The organism is Streptomyces sp. NPDC094143, assembly GCF_040303825.1.
GTDB lineage: Bacteria > Actinomycetota > Actinomycetes > Streptomycetales > Streptomycetaceae > Streptomyces.
The window spans coordinates 16,162-33,141 of record NZ_JBEOTZ010000025.1; the positions used below are offsets into that span (position 1 = coordinate 16,162).

General features: G+C 75.0%; 5 protein-coding genes. 3 read left to right on the forward strand and 2 right to left on the reverse strand.

The window, feature by feature from the left end:
- Positions 1-122: 122 nt before the first annotated feature.
- Entirely contained in the window at positions 123-1,853 is a 1,731-nt protein-coding gene (locus ABTZ58_RS27560) for a SpoIIE family protein phosphatase (protein WP_351362301.1), read from the forward strand.
- Between the two features lie 103 nt (positions 1,854-1,956).
- On the opposite strand, the gene ABTZ58_RS27565 is transcribed toward ABTZ58_RS27560, so the two are convergent.
- Complete coding sequence (locus ABTZ58_RS27565) at positions 1,957-14,265, reverse strand: non-ribosomal peptide synthetase/type I polyketide synthase (RefSeq protein WP_351362070.1); 12,309 nt, start codon at positions 14,263-14,265, stop codon at positions 1,957-1,959.
- A 330-nt stretch (positions 14,266-14,595) separates the two neighbouring features.
- On the opposite strand from ABTZ58_RS27565, the gene ABTZ58_RS27570 reads away from it, so the two are divergent.
- On the forward strand, positions 14,596-15,273 hold the full coding sequence (locus ABTZ58_RS27570) for a hypothetical protein (RefSeq protein ID WP_351362073.1): 678 nt from the start codon (positions 14,596-14,598) through the stop codon (positions 15,271-15,273).
- A gap of 37 nt (positions 15,274-15,310) precedes the next feature.
- Here the strand turns inward: ABTZ58_RS27570 and ABTZ58_RS27575 are convergent, their stop codons facing one another.
- On the reverse strand, positions 15,311-15,487 hold the full coding sequence (locus ABTZ58_RS27575; RefSeq protein WP_344533380.1) for a hypothetical protein: 177 nt from the start codon (positions 15,485-15,487) through the stop codon (positions 15,311-15,313).
- A gap of 178 nt (positions 15,488-15,665) precedes the next feature.
- On the opposite strand from ABTZ58_RS27575, the gene ABTZ58_RS27580 reads away from it, so the two are divergent.
- Positions 15,666-16,841, forward strand: a complete 1,176-nt coding sequence (locus ABTZ58_RS27580) for a spore photoproduct lyase family protein (protein WP_351362077.1) — start codon at positions 15,666-15,668, stop codon at positions 16,839-16,841.
- The last annotated feature ends 139 nt before the right edge of the window (positions 16,842-16,980 follow it).

Consider the following 16,980-nt stretch of genomic DNA (forward strand, 5'->3'; position numbering starts at 1 on the left):
TCACAGGCGGAGTCCATGCTCTTCCGCCCGGGCCAAGCACGGGGCTGAGGTTCCCACACAGGGGGCACTCGGGGTAGGAGTGCTGGACAGGCATGTCCGGCGATCAGCGAGGAGGCAAGGGCGTGGCGGAGCCGGAGCGGACCGGGAGCACCGGTCCACGGTCCCCCGGGGCGACTGACCCGGCACTGCCGGGGGCACTGGCCGCCATCGGTGCGGCCGCGTATGTGGTGGACGACAAGGGATGCATCATCGCGGTCAATGCCCGGGCCGAGGAGTTGCTGGGCCGGCCCGCCGAGGACCTGGTCGGCCGTGACGCGCACGATCTGCTGCACCGGGACGCCCGTGGTCACACGCTGCCGACGAGCCGGTGCAGCATGCGGCAGGCGTTCCACTCCCGGCGCACGGAGCAGGCCGCCGGGGAGTGGTTCGCCACGGGGGACGGCTCCCTGCTGCCCGTGTCATGGCTGATCACCCCCTTCGACACCGGTGGCGTTGAACCCGCCACGCTCGTCGTCTTCCACCGCGACCGGCAGGCCGGGGACGCGGGCCGGCGGCCGGAGCACGCGGCCGAGCCGCTGACCGAGCTCGAACGGCTGGCCCTGCTGGCGGAGACCACCACGCGCCTCACCTCCACCCTGGACGTCGACGAGGCGCTGCGCCGGCTCGTCGCCCTCGTCCTGCCCCGGCTGGCGGACTGGGCGGTCATCGATCTGATCACGGAGCGCGACGAGGTGTGGCGCAGCGCCGTGGTCCACGCCGACGGCGACACGCTGGTGCACCACGAGGAGCTCCAGGGACCGATGCCCCCGGTGCCCGAGGAATCCCCCATGCCCCTGTCCAGAGCACTGCGCGGAGTGGCCTCCACCCTCGCCGGACCGCAGACGTACCAGCGGGAGCCGGACTCCGGCATCGCCGTGGAGCAGCAGCGTCTGTTCAAGACGACCGGCATCCACTCCGCGGCCATCGTCCCCATCCGCAGCACCCGTGCGGTCCTCGGAGCCCTCACGCTGGGCCGCGCCGACAAGCCGGGCGACTACACCGACGAGGACCTCCCGCTGATCGAGGACATCGCGCGCCGGGCCGCGCTCGCCCTGGACAACGCCCGCCTCTACCAGCGCCAGCGCAAGGTCGCCGAGACCATGCAGAACCACCTGCTCCCCCAGCTGCCGCGCCTGCCCGGGCTGAAGATGACCGCCCGCTACCTGCCCGCCCCCGACGCCTCCCAGGTCGGTGGCGACTGGTACGACGCGTTCCGCCTGCCCGACGGCGCCACCGCCCTGGCCGTCGGCGACGTCGTCGGCCACGACCTGGAGGCGGCGGCCGGCATGGCGCAGGTCCGCAACATGCTGCGCGCCTACGCCTGGTCCCACCAGGAACCCCCCAGCCGGATCGTCGACCGGCTCGACGAGGCGGTCACGCACATCACCAACGTGCCGATGGCCACGATGATCTTCGCGCGCCTGGAAGCGGCGGACAACGGCCACTGGGAGCTGCGCTGGACCAACGCCGGGCATCCGCCGCCCCTGCTGATCAGCCGTGACGGTCTCACCCGCTATCTCCTGGACGGCCACGGCATCCTCCTGGGCACGGGGGCCGGCAAGCCCCGTCCCGACGCCTCCACCATGCTGCCGCCCGGATCGACGCTCCTGCTGTACACCGACGGACTCATCGAAGCGGTCGGGCACTCCCTGGACGAGGGACTGGAGCGGCTGCGCCAGCACGCGGCCGCGCTCGCCCACCGGCCCATGGCCTCCTTCACCGACGAACTGCTGCGCCGCGTCCGCCCCACCGGGAACGACGACGACGTCGCCCTCCTCGTGCTGCGCACTCCGGCCGAGACGCGGGCGAGGTAGGACCCCGGAACGCCGCGTGCCGTCGGGTCTCGTGGGCCAGGGCCACGGCCGGCGGCGAGCGGGCAGGGCTGCGCGCGCAGTTCCCTGCGCGCCCGTCTCCGGCTCAGGGACGCGGATCAGCGTCGTGGTCACGCTCGGGAGGTACGGGCTGGGGTGGCAACGCCCCGGTCCCGCGTGCGCGGACCGCCGCCGGTAGCGGGTCCAGGATCCGGCCGAGCAGGTGCGGGGGCGCCGCGGTGATTCCGGCCAGGTCCATGGCGCGCCAGTAGGCGAGGGCCGTGGGGCCGTCCACCAGGCCACGCACCCGGGGTACGTCCGCGCCGCAGGCGTGCAGCAGCGACTCCGTCCGGCAGGAGGCCAGGGTGCCGGGGAGTCCGTGCCGCGCCACTGCCTCGCTGGTCGCGACGGCCTCGGGCAGCCCGTCCGCCAGGGTGCGTCGCGTGGCACCGACCGTGAGCAGGCCCCCGCCGAGGACCAGCACGTCCTTGTCCTGGCGCATGCGGGCGAGTGCCCGGCCGGTGTCGAAGCAGTGCGGGAAACTGTCGTCCACGACGACGGTGCCGGGACGCAGCCGGCCGATGTCGACGAGGGCGCTGTGTCCGCTGACGGCCGCGACGATCAGCCCGGCCTCGTACACCGCGCCGGGCAGCTCCGGGTCCGAGACGTGCACGGCGACGTCCTCGGCCAGGCCGCGTGCCCGTACCGTCCGCGCCAGATCGTGAAGGCGCGGGCCGCTGCCCGGCACGTCGCACAGCAGGAGACGGGCGGGTGGCCGCTCGGCCAGGGTGAGCAGCAGCTCCATCGAGGAGGCGCCGATGGATCCGAGCCCGACCACGGCCAGGGCCGTGTCGGCCAGGTCCCGGCCGGTGGCCGACAGCGCGGCGTGCACCGTGCGCACCACGGAGACGACCGTGGCCGCATGCCCGGTGGTGATCGAGGCCGGGGCGCGGGAGGCGCGCAGCACGTCGAAGCCGTAGCCGGTGAGTGAGGGGATCATGCCGGCCAGGGAGACGCTGCGGGCGCCCAGTGCCGAGGCGGCTTCTGCGGCGCGGACGGTGTGCCCGGCCAGGGCGCGCTCGCCGGCGAGTTCGTCGGCGAACAGCGGGAGGGCGACGAACCCGGACCGGCCCAGCGGGGTGGTGGTCGTCTCCAGCAGCCGGGGAGCGCCGTCCGGGAACAGCAGGCGGCGGATGTCATCGCGGGCCGTGCCGGTCTCCGGTAGACCTGCGAGCCGCGCCAGATGGGCGGGCGCGGGCAGATAGCCGACGAGCGCGGCGTCCAGATCCGCCTGTCCGCCGGCACGCCGCCGTGCAGGTCGCACCGCCGGGGAGACGAGCCGGTCGCGCAGCCCTTCGGCGAACGCGGCGAGCGCCGGCTCGTCGAAGGCCGCCGCCGCACCGCGCACGGTGATCCGCAGCCGGTCCCCGTCGGGCCGTGCCGCGAGGAAGACGTCCGTACCGGCGGCGGGCGGTGTGAAGTCGCCGCCCTCCTCCTCGTCCCAGCGCACGGCCGGAAGGTCACCGCTGCGCGTGCCCAGCGCGCCGAAGTCGAGGAAGGTGAAGAAGAACTGGGACGTCAGCGGCAGTCCGCCGCCGTCACGCGGGACGATGTCCTCGTGGATGCGGGCGGCGATCGTCTCGTCGACGACCCTGCGCACGCGCTGCGGGAAGTCGTCCCCGGGCGGGGCCTGGACGCCGGGACCGAAGGGGCGGACCGCGACGGCTGTGGCGAACGGCCCGAAGACGCGGTGGATGTCCGGCAGCGGGTGGTCGCGGCCGGACACGGCCAGCCCGATGACCAGGTCGTCCTGGCCGGTGAGGGTGGCGAGCGCCTGATGGTAGGCGGTGAGCAGCGGCGCGTACAGGGTGGCGCCGGCCTCGGCGGCGATCTTGCGCAGCGTGCCGACGACGGTGGCGTCCAGGACGAAACCGTGGGAGCGGAAGCCGCCGGGGGCGGCACCCCGGGTGCCGGCCGGGGCGCGCAGGACGGGCTTGGTGTAGGGCGCGCACAGGTCGGCCCGCCGCCGTGCCCCGTCGTCCTCCGGCCGCGGGTGCGCGGGCCGGGCGGCGAGTCGTTCCGCGTGCTCGCGGAACGTACCGCGCAGCTGGCGCAGTTCGGGTGCCGCGCCGCGGTTCAGGGCGTCGTGGACGGTGGTCAGTTCCGCCAGCAGCAGGGCGGCGCTGTAGCCGTCGCCGATCAGGTGGTGGGCGTGCGCGACGAGCACGTGCTCCTGCGGGGTCAGGGTGAGCACGCTCAGGCGCAGCAGGGGCCAGGCCCATGGCTCGAAGCGACGGCTCCGCTCGTCCTCGACGCGTCGCGCCAGTTCCTGTGGTCCGGACACGGTCTCGAAGGCGACCGGCAGCCGCAGCGACGGGGGCAGTTCCTGCTGCACCGGCGGCCTCGCCCCGGCCGGGAAGACCGTGCGCAGCATCGGGTGCCGGGCCACCAGGGTGTCGACGGCCCGCTGGAAGCGGTCCCGGTCGAGCGGGCCGGTCAGCCGCAGCCGGGCCAGCCAGGAGGAGGCCCCGGTGCCGGGGGCGAGGGCCTCGGCGAGCAGGAAGCCGCGCTGGCCGGGGGTGACGGGGTAGGCGCCCGGGAAGGCCGGGGCTGCCGGGGCCCGGTCGCCGGGGGCCGGCGCCGTGCCACCGGCCGTGCCACCGGCCGTGCCCTGGGGGTCGCCCCCTCCCACCGCCTGCGCGTCGGCAGCTTCGGCGTCGACGGCTTCGGCGAGTGCGGCCAGGGTGCGGTGCCGGTAGACGGCGGTGGGCCGGGGCAGCGGGCCGCCGCGCTGCCGGGCGAGCAGGTCGAAGACCTGAAGGGCCAGCAGGGAGTCGCCGCCGAGTTCGAAGAAGTCGTCGTGGCGGCCGGCCCGGTCGACGCCGAGCACCTCGCACCAGATGCGGCCGAGTTGCTCCTCCGTGGCGCCCGTGGCCGGCAGGGCGCCCGACACCCGTGGCGTGTGCGTGGCGGGTGTCCGGGCCAGCGCGAGCAGCGCCCGCCGGTCGGTCTTGCCGGTGCCGGTCAGGGGCAGGGAGTCCAGGAGGATGATCCGCGCGGGCACCATGTAGGGCGGCAGGGAGTCCGCCAGGTACCGCCGCAGGGCCGCCGGGTCCACGCCCTCGCGCCCATCCGATTCCGCAGACGGCGCGGGCGCGACAAAGGCCGACAGCCGCCCGTCGTCGGCCAGTACGGCTGCCTGCGCGACGTCCGAACGGGCGCGCAGCACGGCCTCCACCTCTCCGGGCTCGACGCGGTGGCCCCGTATCTTGACCTGGTCGTCGATCCGCCCGACGAATCGCAGCGCGCCGTCGGGCAGCACCTCCACCCGGTCCCCGCTGCGGTACCAGCGGCGACCGTCCCGCCACACGAACGCGGCCCGGGTCAGCTCGGGTTCGCCCAGGTAACCGGCGGACAGGCCGACGCCGCCGATCAGCAGTTCGCCGGTGCCGCCGGGACCGGCCTGCTCACCGCCGGGGCCGGCCACGAGCAGTTCCGTCCCGGCGACGGGGCGGCCGATGGGCAGCGCCGTGACCTCGTCGTCGGGGCGTTCGGCGACCACGTGGCAGGTGGCGTTGACGGTCGTCTCGGTCGGCCCGTAGAGGTTCACGATCCGCTGCCCAGGACCGAACAGGTCGAACCAGCGGCGCACCCAGTCCGCCCACAGCACCTCCCCGCCGACATGCACCAGGCGCAGCGCGGACAGGTCCGGCAGTCGCTCACCGCGCCGGAGGCGGTTCTCCGCCGCGGACAGCAGCCGTTCCCACAGCGACGGCACGGAACTCCACACGGTGATCCGTGCCCGCTCCACGTGGTCCAGCAGCAGTTCCGGGTCGCGCACCAGGTCGCGGTCGGCGGTCACGACCGTGGCGCCGGTCAGCAACGGGGCGAGCAGTTGGCGTACGGAGGCGTCGAAACACGGGGAGGAGGTGTTCGCGAGCCGGTCCCCGGGGCCGTAGGCGAAGGTGGTCAGGGCCCAGTCGAGGTAGTTCTCCATCGCGCGGAAGGTGATGGGCACGGCCTTGGGGCGGCCGGTGGATCCGGAGGTGAAGATGACGTAGGCCGTCGCGTCGGAGTCCGCGGCGACCTCGCCGGATGGGGCGGCGGGCTGACCGGTGGGAGTAACGGGCTCCGTGCCGGTGACGACGGGGACGGTCGTCACGGCCGTGAGCGCCCGCGCGGCCGGGCTGGTGCGGTCGTCGTGCACGACCACGCGGACGCCGCACCGGGTCGTCTGCTCGGCAAGCCGGGCCGTCGGATGCTCCGCGTCCAGCGGCACCCATCCGGCGCCCGCGCGCAGGACGCCGACGACGGCGATCACCGTGGCCGGACCCGGGAAGGTGACCATGCCCACCAGGTCGCCCCGCCGCACGCCCTGTTCGCGCAGCCGGAGGGCGAGGCCGCGGCTGGCCGCGTCCAGGTCCCGGTAGGTCAGGGTGAGGCGGCCGTCGTCGACGGCGACCGCGTCGGGGTCGGTACGGAACCGTTCCAGCAGACGGCCGACGACGCTCGCCCGGGGCACCGGGGCGTCGGGTACCGGTGCCCGGGAGCCACGCCGCGCCCCCGGGGAACCGGGGGCAGCGCCCTCCAGGACGCGCAGTTCCCGTTCGAAGTCGGTCGCGTGCCGGGTCGTCGTGGAGGTGGTCAAGAGGCGCTCGGGGGCGTTCCAGGACAGCCGTAGCAGGGGTCCGTCCTCCCAGACCAGCAGGCTCAGCCGGGTGGCGGCCGAGCCGGTGCCCGCGGCGGTCGGCCGCACGTCGACCGGGCAGTTGGGGTCCAACGTGGCCGGGAAGCGGGCGAAGCTGAAGCTCGCCGGGCTCACCGCACGCGGCCCCGAGGCGTCGCCCGGCATCATCCGGGCGAGGTCGAGGCTGCTGACGGTGGCGTGCCGCTCGCTCTCCAGCCACGCCAGGCGTACGCGTTCGGCGAGGTGGGGCAGTGACTCGTCCGGGTCCGTGTCGAGCAGCAGCGGCAGGGTGTCGGCGAGGGGACCGACCAGCCGGTCGAGTCCCGGCAGCCGGGCGTCCCGGCCCGCGCGGGCGACGTTGACCGCGACGGCCCGCTGGCCGCTCCACCGGGCCAGACAGCGGGCGTAGGCGGCGAGCAGGAGGTGGAAGAGCGAGACGTTCCATGCGGCGGCCCGTTCGCGCAGCGTGGCGACGAGGCTCTCGTCCAGGGCCCGGTTCACGGCGACGAGGGGCCCGGGGCCGTCCTCGGCGTCGGGACGGCCGTCGTAGGGCAGGGGCAGGGGGGTGCGGCCCGCCAGCCGGGCCGTCCAGTAGGCGAGGTCGTCGGCGCGGACGGCGGGGCGCCGCGCGTCGGTGGCGTAGGAGGCGAAGTCGGCGGCGGGCGGCAGCGTGGCGGGGACGCGGCCGAGGGCGAGGTCGGTGTAGAGGGTCCACAGTTCCGAGCCGAGCACGTTCAGGCTGTAGCCGTCGGCGGCCACGTGGTGCACGGCGAGGATCAGGTGGGCCACCTCGGGGTCCTCGGTCGACAGCAGCGCACGCAAGGGGGGTTCGGCGGTGAGGTCCAGCGGCCGGTTGGCGAGTTCCGTCTCCAGTGCCTTCAGCGCCGCCGCGCCTTGGGGGTGCGGCCGCGTCTCGAACCACACGTCGGGTGCGGCGCCCGGCGTCACGAACTGGTGCGGTACTCCGCCGTCGTGTCCGATCCGCACCCGCAGCATGCCGTGCCGCTCGGCGAGCGTGGTGAGGGCGCGGCGCAGCAGGGCGGGGTCGAGCGGCCCTCGGACGGTGTGCCGGACCCAGCCGCGGGGCGGGGTGCGTGGATACAGCACGCTGCTGGTGTGCAGGGCGCGTTGGACGGGGGTCAGCGGGAACGGCGCGCCTTCCGGGGCGGCGGCAGGGCCGGACTCGTCGCCGGGCGGTGACGTCGCTGGCCGGGTTCCGTCGCCGACGGGCTGGGTACCGTCGCCGACGGGCTGGGTACCGTCGCCGACTGGCCGGGCGTCGAGGTGGGCGGCGAGTTCGCGCACCGTGCGGTACTCGAAGAACAGCGTGGCCGGAAGTTCCCGGCCCAGGGCGCGTTCCAGGCGCCGGACGAGGTCGACCGCTGCGAGCGAGTCGAGGCCGAGCGAGAGGAAGGCCTGGTCCTCGTCGACGGCTTCCGGGGGCAGGTGCAGGGCCTCGGCCAGGAGAACGCGTACCAGGGAGCGGGTGTCCGACGTGCTCCCGGAGGCGGCGGTGGGGTGGGCGCGGGTGGCGGGCGCGGGAGAGGTGGTGGAGGCGGCAATGGCGGCGGGAACAACCGGAACAGCCGGAGCATGGTGCTCGGCCGGGCCTGCCGGTGTGGGCGTCCCGGCTGGGGACTGCCTGTCCGTGCGGGCGGGGGCGGCGGTCCGTACGGAGCCGTCCGCGTCCGCCAGGTCGGCGATGACCGACTGGGCCGTGTCGACGGCACAGGCCGCGCGCAGCGCGCGCAACGCCTCGGCCGGGGCCAGGGGGACGCCGCCGGCCCTCAGGCGCGTGCCGTCGTCGACGACGGCGGCGAGCCCGGTCCGGGCGACGGGGCCGAGGTTCAGCGCCGACCAGCGGCGGCCGGCGGCGCGTTCGGCCGCGGCGAAGGAGTCGAGGAAGGCGTTGGCCGCCGCGTAGTCGCCGAGCCCGCCCGCGGCGCCGGGGAGCACCGAGACCACCGAGGAGAAGACCACGCACAGGCCGGGGCGGTGCCCGCTACGGTCCAGGGCCCGGGCCAGCAGCCGGGTGCCGCGCTCCTTGGCGGCCAGCGAACGGTCCGTGTCCTGGGGGCCGGTGCCGCGCAACGACCCCGGCAGGACCACCCCCGCGGCGTGGAACACGACATCCGGGGCGGGAGACTCCGCGAAGAGGGCGTCGAGTCGCCGCTCGTCCGTCACATCGGCCTGCCGGTAGCGCGCGTCGGCGCCGAGCTCGGCGAGTTCCGCGAGCAGCCCGGCGGGGGGTCGCGGCGAGCGGCCGGTGAGGACGAGGGTCGGGCGGCCGCGGCCGGCGAGGTCCCGGGCGAGTTCCGCGCCCAGGCCGCCCGCGCCACCGGTGATGAGGTAGACGCCGTCCGCCGGCAGAAGGCCCTCGCCGTCCGGAACGGCGCCGGCGGGCAGGGGTTCGATGCCCCGCAGCAACCGGGTGCCGCGCCGCCAGGCGGTCACGAGGGTGCCGCTGCCCGGGGCGGTCACTTCGGCGAGGACGGCGTCCAGCCGCCGCTCCCATGGATCCTCGGAGGACAGGTCGGCGCAGACCAGCCGCGCGCCCTCGGTCTCCTGCGGGAACGCCAGCGCGATCCCGGTGAGCAGGGCCTGCTCGGGGCGTGGCCGGGCCTCGCCGTCGGTGCCGGTGCGGTGGGCGTCCTCGGTCAGGACGAGCAGGCGCCTCGCACCGGCCCGGTCGAACTGCCGCACGGTGTGCCGGAAGTCGGCGGCCGTGGTCGGTCCATCGGTGCCCTCCCCCGCCCTTCGCGACAGGTGCACGACGGTGTGGGCAGCGGTCGTGCCCGGCTGCGCCAGCGGTACGCCGCGCCCGGCCAGCCACGCGGACCACTCCCGCACCGCCTCGGCATCGGGCCCGGTGACGAGAGTGACCGGGGCGGCTCCGGCGGACGGGGTGAGGGGGGCCGGTGTCCAGGTGACGCGGTGCAGCAGCCGGGCTGGGCCGGGGCCGGGCCAGTAGGTGCGCCGCTGGAAGGGGTACGTGGGCAGCGGCACGCGGCGTCCCGTCGGGGCCAGTGCGGCATGGTCGACGGCGACGCCGCGTGTCCACAACCGGGCGACGGTGCACAGCAGTTCGCGTCGCCCGCCGCCTGCCTCGCGGTGTGCGGCGGGCAGGGCGGAGAGTACGGCGAGGGGGGCGCCGGGCCGGCCGGCGGTGGCCTTGCGCACGGCGGCCGGCAGGTCGGTACCGGGCCCGATCTCGACGAAGGTGTCGTAGCCGTCCTCGGCAAGCCGCCGGGCCGCGGCCCCGAACCGGACGGTTCGCAGCGCGTGTTCACGCCAGTGGGCGGCGTCGGGGGCGGGCGCCCAGTCGGCGGTCAGAGTGCTCAGCAGCGGTATGCGGCCGGTGCCGGGCGACAGGGCGCGTGCGGCGTCGTGCACCGCCCGGGCGGCCGGTTCCATCAGCGGTGAGTGGAAGCCGTGCGAGACCCGGAGCCCGCGTGCGGCGACGCCCCGCGCCGTGAGTTCCGCCAGGGCGTCCTGCACCGCCCGCACGGTGCCGGACAGCACCAGACGGCCGGGGGCGTTGCGGGCCGCGACGGCCAGGGCACCGCCCGAAGCGGCGACCAGCGCCTCCACGGCGTCGTCCGCGCCGAGCACCGCGGCCATCGCGCCGCGCTCGGTCAGCTCGGCGATCGCACGGCCGCGGGCGGCGGCGAAACGCACCGTGTCCGACAGCGGCAGCAGGCCCGCGGCACAGGCAGCGGCCAGTTCCCCGACACTGTGTCCCGCGACCGCGTCCGGCACGACGCCCCAGGAGTGCAACTGGCGGGCCAGTGCCACGCCGAAGGCGACCAGGACAGGCTGGGTGATCTCGGTGCGGGCCATTTCGGCCGGATCGACGCCGCGATCGGTGCACCAGTGGGTGAGGGTGCGGCCCCGCAACGGGCCGAGCGCGGCGGACGCCTCGTCGAGGGTGTCCCGGAAGACGGGTGCGGTGGCGTGGAGCCGCGCCGCCATGCCGGGGCGCTGGGTGCCCTGTCCGGGGAAGAGGAAGGCGAGGCGGGGGCGGCTGTGGACGGTCCCGGTGAACACGTCCGGGCCCGTGGGCGGATCCTGCACCGCCCGTTCGGGGCCCTCCCTCCCCTCGGCGTGGGCCGCCCGGCGGTCGGCCGGTGCCGCGGCGAGGGCGGCCAGTCGTGTGCGCAGGTCACCGTTCTCGTCGCCGACGAGGGCCAGGCGGTGCCGGTCGTCGTCCCGGGACGTCGCGGCCGTCAGGCACAAGTCGGCCGTGGCCATCCGGGGGTGGGAGTCCAGGTGGGCCGACAGGTCGCGGGCCAGGGCGCGCAGGGCGGGCCGGGTGGCGGCGGAGAGTGCCAGCACATGGGGGCCGTCGTCCGGCCGGGGCCCGTGCGTGGTACGCGCGGCGGCCTGCTGCAGGACGGCGTGCGCGTTGGTGCCGCCGAAACCGAAGGCGTTGATGCCGGCGACCAGTGGGCCCCGCGACGGCGGCGCGGGCCAGGCGACGAGCCGGCCGGGCACCTGGAACCCGGACCGGGCGACCAGCGCGGAGGGCGGGTCGGCGTGCAGCGAGGGCGGTATCCGGCCGTGGCGCAGCGCCAGCACGACCTTGACCAGACCGGGCAGCGCGGCGGCGTTCAGCAGGTGGCCGATGTTGGTCTTGGCCGAGCCCAGCAGCCGGGGGCGTTCACCGGGCAGCGGTGGGAAGGCGTGGGCGAGGGACTTCAGCTCGACGGGGTCGCCGAGGGCGGTGCCGGTGCCGTGGGCCTCGACGTACGTCACTTCGGCCGGGTCGATGCCGGCCGCGGTGTGGGCGGCGGTGATGACCTCGCGCTGGCGGGCGGGGTTGGGGGCCAGCAGGCTGAGCGAGGTGCCGTCGTTGTTGACGGCGGTGCCGCGCACCACGGCGAGCAGGTCGTCCCCGGCGTTCCGGGCGTCCTGCTCCCGGCGCAGCACGAGCACCGCGCCGCCCTCGCCCGGCACGAATCCGTCGGCGTCGGCGGCGAACGCCCGGCTGCGGCCGGTCGGCGACAGCGCCTGCGCGGCGTGCAGCAACCGGTGCGCGGTCGGTGTGAGATGCAGGTTCACCCCGCCGACCAGGGCGATGTCGCACTCGCCCGCCGTCAGGCTGCGGCGGGCCAGGTGCAGGGCGACCAGGGCGGAGGAGCAGGCGGTGTCCACGGCCAGGGCCGGGCCGTCGAGGTCGAAGGTCCGGGCGATGCGTGCGGCGAGGAGGTTGGGGAGGTTCCCGGTGAGCGCCGAGGCCGGCAGGTCCGTGCCGCTGTCCTCGGCCGCGCGGTCCAGCACCTGACGGTAGCCGCTGTCCGCCGCCGTCGTGAAGACGCCGATGCGGAGGGCGCGGCGGCGCGGGCCTGCGTATCCGGCCCGTTCCAGTGCCTCGTGCGCCAGCTCCAGCAGAAGACGGGCCTGTGGGTCGAGGGTGCGGGCCTCCTCCTCGGACATCCCGAAACGGTCCGCGTCGAAGGCGGCCGGGTCCTTGAGGAAGGCGCCCCAGCGGGCAGCGGGCACCCGGTCGCCGTCCCAGCGGTGCGGTGGCACGGGCGTGACGAGGTCCCGCCCTTCGGCGAGCAGCCGCCAGTACGCCTCGGGTGTGTCGGCACCGGGGAACCGGCAGGCCAGACCGACGACAGCGAGAGCCTCATGGGCCCGCTGCCCGACCGGGCCGCCGGAACGAGCCGCACCGGCCACGCCGTCCGAACCACCACCGTCGCCCACTGCGAGACCACTGCGAGCCGCACCGGGCATGCCGTCCCGGCCACCACCGCCCCCGGCACCCGTACCCGCACCGCTGTCCGCCTGTGCCAGGAGGTGGTCGACGAGCCCCGTCACCGTGTCGGCCCCGGCGCGCAGCGTCGCTGTCTCCAGGGGTGTGCCGAAGGCGTCCTCCAGCGCGGCCAGCACCTCCATGGCCTTCAGCGAGGTGCCGCCCAGCGCGCGGAACGACGCATGGGCGTCGATCCGCGAGCCGTCCGTCCCCAGCACTTCGGCCCACACCTCGCGCACCACCTGCTCGGTGGCCGCCCGCGACCGCGGCACCCCGGCAACGCGCGGAACACGGCGTCCGGAGGGAGCGACCGGGGCGGCGCGGTCACCGCGCAGGACGACACGGGAGTACCGGCCCGCCTCGAACCGGTCGCGCAGCACATGGCGGCGCACCTTCCCGCTGGTGGTGCGCGGGAACTGGCCGGGCGGCAGGGCGACGACCCGTACGTCGTCGTGGAAGAGCGCCTCGCCGACCCGGGCGGCGACCCGTCGCAGCACCTCGTCGGCGGTGCGCGGCGGGCGGGCCCAGGAGACGAAGACCACCACGCGCTCGCCGCCGGTGTCCGGGTCCGTGGACCCCACGACAGCGGTCGTGCCGGCCGGCAGCCCGGGCGTGGCGGCGGCGACGTCCTCCAGGTCGGCGGCGTGGTGCTTGAGTCCGTTCAGGAACAGCACGTCCTTGTACCGGCCGGTGACGCACAGCCGTCCGTCCCGCAGGAAGCCCATGTCCCCGGTGCGCAGCCACCCCCCGGCGGTGAAGGCAGCGGCGGTGGCGTCCGGCAGACGGCGGTAGCCGCGGGCTGTCTGGGGACCGCGCACCTGGATGTGCCCCACGCGGCGGTCGCCGAGCTCACGCCCGGCGTCGTCGACGATCCGGACGGCACAGCCGGGCACGGGATGCCCGAGGTCCATGAGTTCGACGACGGAGCCGTCGGTGTCCGGGGCATCCACCGCGCGTCCGCGGCCGAGCGCGGCACGGTCGAGGCGGAGCGGTTGGGCGGTCTCGCCGGGCGGCGGAAACGTCACGGCGAGGGTGGCCTCGGCCAGGCCGTACACCGGCTGGAGTGCGTGGGGCGCCAGTCCGGCGGGCCGTGTGCGGTGGGCGAAGTCGCGCCAGACGGACGGGGAGATGGGTTCGGCGCCGACGACGACCCGCCTGACCGTGGTGAGGTCGAAGCGGGCCATGTCCTCGTCGGACAGGCGCCGCGTCGCGAGCGCGAGCGCGAAGTTTGCGGCCGACAGGTGCGTGGCCCGGTGCGCGGTGGCCGTCTCGAACCAGATCCCGGGCCGCCGCGCGAACGTCAGCGGTCCGATCCTCACCTGCTCGGCACGGGCGGCGAGCGGCGCCAGATGCGTGCCGATCAGGCCCATGTCGTGGAAGTACGGCATCCAGCTGACCACGACATCGTCGGGGCCCAGATCGGAGACGGCCACGATCTGACGGAGGTTGGCGGTCACCGCGCCATGGGTCAGTTCGACGCCCTTGGGCGCACCGGTGCTGCCCGAGGAGAACTGCACGAACGCCAGACCGTCGGGCTCGCACGCCGCGGGCCCGCCCAGGTCGTCGCCGTCGCGCATCTCCCCCAGCCGCAGGACGGACGCCCCGGCGGGCAGGTGCCGCGCCATGTCCTCACCCGCGGTGTCCACGAACACCGGCGGCCGCTCCAGGTGTTGCCAGACGGGCAGGACCCGGCGGACGTCCGCGGCGAGCGGCACCGGAACCAGGTCCGCTGCGACCAGGCCCCAGAACATCACCTGGAAGTCCTCGCTGCGGTCGGCGACCAGGGGAACGCAGGTGCCGGGCCGGACCCCGGCCGCACGCAGCCCACCGGCGACCCGCCGGGCGGCGGTCAGCAACTCCCGGTAGGTCACCTCGACTTCGCCGCCGTCGCCGCGTACGTGCACGGTCACCTGCTCGGGCCGCTCGCGGGCGGCGTCCCGCAGGACGCTCCACAGGGTGTTGTCGCTCATCGTCCGTTCTCGAAGTCGGGCCCTGGGCACGGACGGGCCGTCCGCCCGTACGCCGACGGAACTGGAAGCCATGAGGCAGTGCCTGAGGCGTTCTGCGGCACGAATCGCCGAGTCCCCCGCCCGTTGGTTCGCCACCGGATGAGGGTGCTTGTGACACGGGCCCCTGCGGGCCGACTCGTCGGCCGCGTACACCCTACGGGATCAAAGAGCAGCCATGACAGGAACATTTGGCGCGCCGATCCGTACCATCTCTAGACCAAGGCGTCTTGCGGCCATGGCGACAGGTAATCACCCGCCGCACGCCTCCAACGCCGAGGAAAGGACAGCACCATGCCCGGGACAACGACTGCCACCACCGAACTGGCCTCGCAGTACATCGCCCAGGTGTCCAGTGACCTGGAAGCCAACGTCAAGGAGCAGGAGCGCATCACCGCGGAAATCACCTCGCTGCAACAGCAGCTCGCGTCGTTGCAGCACGACCACGGCGTCCTGGTGAGCATGCAGCAGGCACTCGGCATCACGCAGGCGACGACGGTGCCCGCGACCGAGTCCACGGGTATGACTGGTACGACGGGTGCGGCGGTGCCCTCGCCGCGGCGGAAGAAGGCCGGCACGGCGGCCGGCGGGAAGGCACGCAAGTCCCCTGCCGCGCCGGCGAAGAGCGCGGCGAAGCAGCCCGCAGCCAAGAAGACGGCTCCCAAGAAGACAGCCGCCAAGAAGACGGCTGTCGCCAAGGCGGCCGAGCCCACGCTCGTCGAGCTCATCCGGCGCCACCTCGCCGAGCAGAAGGAGCCGCGCTCCGCCGCGGAGATCGCCGGCTCGCTCGGCCAGGCCCACCCCGAGCGCGACATCTCCGCGAAGGTCGTGCGCGTCACACTCGAAGGGCTCGTGGCCAAGAGCCAGGCCGAGCGGTCCAAGCAGGGCAGGTCCGTCTTCTACTCCGCGCCTGCCGACAAGGCGGCGGCCACGCCCGAGACCGAGGCAGGGCCCGACAGCACGGACGACTGAGGGCGCAGGGGCTGCCCAGCCCCTGCCCTCGGGCCGGTCAGCGCCTGCGGCCCCGTGCCGCCCAGCCGCTGCCGACCCCCGCCACGTGCAGGGCGAGCAGCGCGAGCCCGATCAGCATGACGTTGGTCGAGGTGAAGACGTCGTTCGTGGAGATCTCCGCCGCGTTGATGAGGAAGGCGAGGAAGAACAGGACCGCCGCGATGATGCCCAGCACTGGGTGCCTCCTTGGGTGGGGTGATGCCTGCCGTGGATCGCTGTCACGCGTATGCCCCCGGCGGTTCCCCTCACGCACCGCCGGGGCCTGCCGGAACGCGGCGCCGATGTGTGCCCCGTACAGTTGGAAGTGGCGGGGCTGTCTCGCCCCCCCTCCGCACCCCTGTACGGGAGCACACATGCACCACCCGTCCGGCAGCCCGGACGACGACTCCGACGCGCTGTTCGGGCTCGACGCCCTGGGACCCCGGCCCGCCGGGACCGACCGGCGCCCATCCTTCCGCACCTCCGCCGCGGCCCGCCGACTGCTGCCCGTGCGGGAGATCTACGCCGAGCCCGCGGCCGCCGCGTCCCCGCGCGGGAGACAGATCAGTGCCCGCTTCCCGGACGCGCGGATGACCACGGTGGACTCCCACTGGCGCATTCCCGGGCTGCACGGCAACGAGGGCAACGTGGATCGCTGGGTGCGCGTCAAGGGCGAGACCCTCGTCCTGGGCGAGAAGAAGACCCTCACCACCCGCCCCAACGGCCGGTCGGCCGACTGGATCGCTCCGGGCGCCTCGAACGGCTGCGCCATGGCCTGCGCCTACTGCTACGTGCCCCGGCGCAAGGGGTACGCCAACCCCATCACCGTCTTCACCAACATCGACCGGATCATCGCCCACGTGGCCCGGCACGTGGCGCGGCAGGGGCCCAAGACCGAACCGAACCAGTGCGACCCCGAGGCGTGGGTGTACGACATCGGTGAGAACGGCGACTGCTCGGTCGACGCGCTGATCTGCGACAACACCGCGGACCTGGTGAACGCCTTCCGGCAGTGGCCGACGGCCAAGGCGTCCTTCGCCACCAAGTTCGTCAATCCCGACCTGCTGGCCCTGGACCCGCGGGGGCGCACCCGCATCCGGTTCTCGGTGATGCCGCCGGACGACGCCCGGCTGCTCGACGTGCGCACCTCGCCCGTGGCCGAGCGGATCGGCGCCGCGGCGGACTTCCTCGACGCGGGGTACGAGGTGCACTTCAACCTCTCCCCCGTGGTCGTCCGCCCAGGCTGGCAGGACGCCTGGACCGAGCTGCTCACGCACCTCGACGACGTCCTGCCGCGGCGGGTGAAGGAGCAGGCGGCCGCAGAGGTGATCATGCTCACCCACAACCAGGAGCTGCACGAGGTCAACCTCGGCTGGCACCCACGGGCCGAGGGGGTCCTGTGGCGACCGGAGCTCCAGCAGGCCAAGCGCTCCGAGAACGGCGCCCTGAACGTCCGCTACCGCAACCAGGTCAAGGGCGAGGCGGTACGGACCCTGCGCACCCTGATCGACCGGCACGCACCGTGGCTGCGGGTCCGCTACGCGTTCTGAGCGCGGGGAGGCTGCGGACCAGCCCTGGTGACGCGGCACCCGATCACCGGCGTCCACGGGAGGCATGACCGCCGAGCACCGGCGCCTGACGGGAAGCACAACCGCCGAGCACCGGCGCCGACGGACAGGCAGTGGCCGG

Coding starts and splice junctions, on each gene's coding strand:
- ABTZ58_RS27580 (WP_351362077.1), top strand. CDS start 15,666: ATGCACCACCCGTCCGGCAGCCCGGACGACGACTCCGACGCGCTGTTC.
- ABTZ58_RS27565 (WP_351362070.1), bottom strand. CDS start 14,265: ATGAGCGACAACACCCTGTGGAGCGTCCTGCGGGACGCCGCCCGCGAG.
- ABTZ58_RS27570 (WP_351362073.1), top strand. CDS start 14,596: ATGCCCGGGACAACGACTGCCACCACCGAACTGGCCTCGCAGTACATC.